Source organism: Rhodobacter sp. P2_H5 (assembly GCF_056403335.1).
In genome coordinates, this window is record NZ_JBFUFS010000104.1 from 1 (window position 1) to 787 (window position 787).

General features: G+C 64.0%; 2 protein-coding genes. Both read right to left on the bottom strand.

All coding sequences use genetic code 11. The features are described 5' to 3' along the window. Positions 1-603 (bottom strand): TraC family protein (locus tag AC1DVR_RS23740; RefSeq protein ID WP_478003085.1); only part of this gene is annotated, 603 nt, incomplete at its 3' end. After that, a partial coding sequence (locus tag AC1DVR_RS23745; protein ID WP_478003086.1) for a TraV family lipoprotein occupies positions 600-787 on the bottom strand: 188 nt, incomplete at its 5' end. The genes AC1DVR_RS23745 and AC1DVR_RS23740, both read right to left, overlap by 4 nt.

Genomic DNA, 787 nt, shown 5'->3' on the forward strand with positions numbered 1-787 from the left:
GCCGCGCGATCCTGCATGCAGGATTTCGGCGATGAGCTTCAGGAACTCTTTCGGGCCCACCTTGCGGACCCCATCTTCGCCGCCAAAACCTGCAATCAGGGCGCGGCGGAATTCCAGAAGCTCGCGTTCAGCGGTCAGATCCCCGCTGCCGTCGATCCAGACGGCGAGGAAGACCCGCCGCACATGCGGGATGGCTTTGACGCCATGATCGGTGCCAAAGCGCGCCCCGCGCAGGTGCCGCATGCGCGATCCGGCCATTTCGCGCACAAGATCGCCATGACGGAAGCGATGCTGCGCCCAGGTGAGCAAGGGCGCGTCGATGTCATGCGAGGTCCAGTTCAGGATCTGGATCGTCGCCTCGCGCGGCGCGCGGGACTGGATGATCGAGGTCAGCGTCGGGGTCAGATCGGCGGTGCCGACCTGCGGGGTCACCTCGAAGATGAAACCCGTCGAATCCACATTCACGAAGAGCTCGTTCTTGGCTTCATAAAGCCGCCAGGGCAAAAGGTCCGAGACGACTTGCCCAGCCAGGACTTCGGGTGCGCCTTCGCTCCAATCCGGATCGTCAAAGAGGCTGGCGAAGAGCCCATTCAGCGCTTTCATGGCCGATCCCCCCAGGTGGCGGGCAGGATCAGGAAATGCACGAAAGTGGCCTCATAGAGTGTCTCGCCCTCGGCATGGGGCGCGATCCAGAGCGTACCGACCTTTTCCGGCAGGCGGTAGGATGGCGCGTCATAGGCAAAGCCGCCATCGCCCATGGGGGCCGCGGTACCGGCCTTCCCGGCTT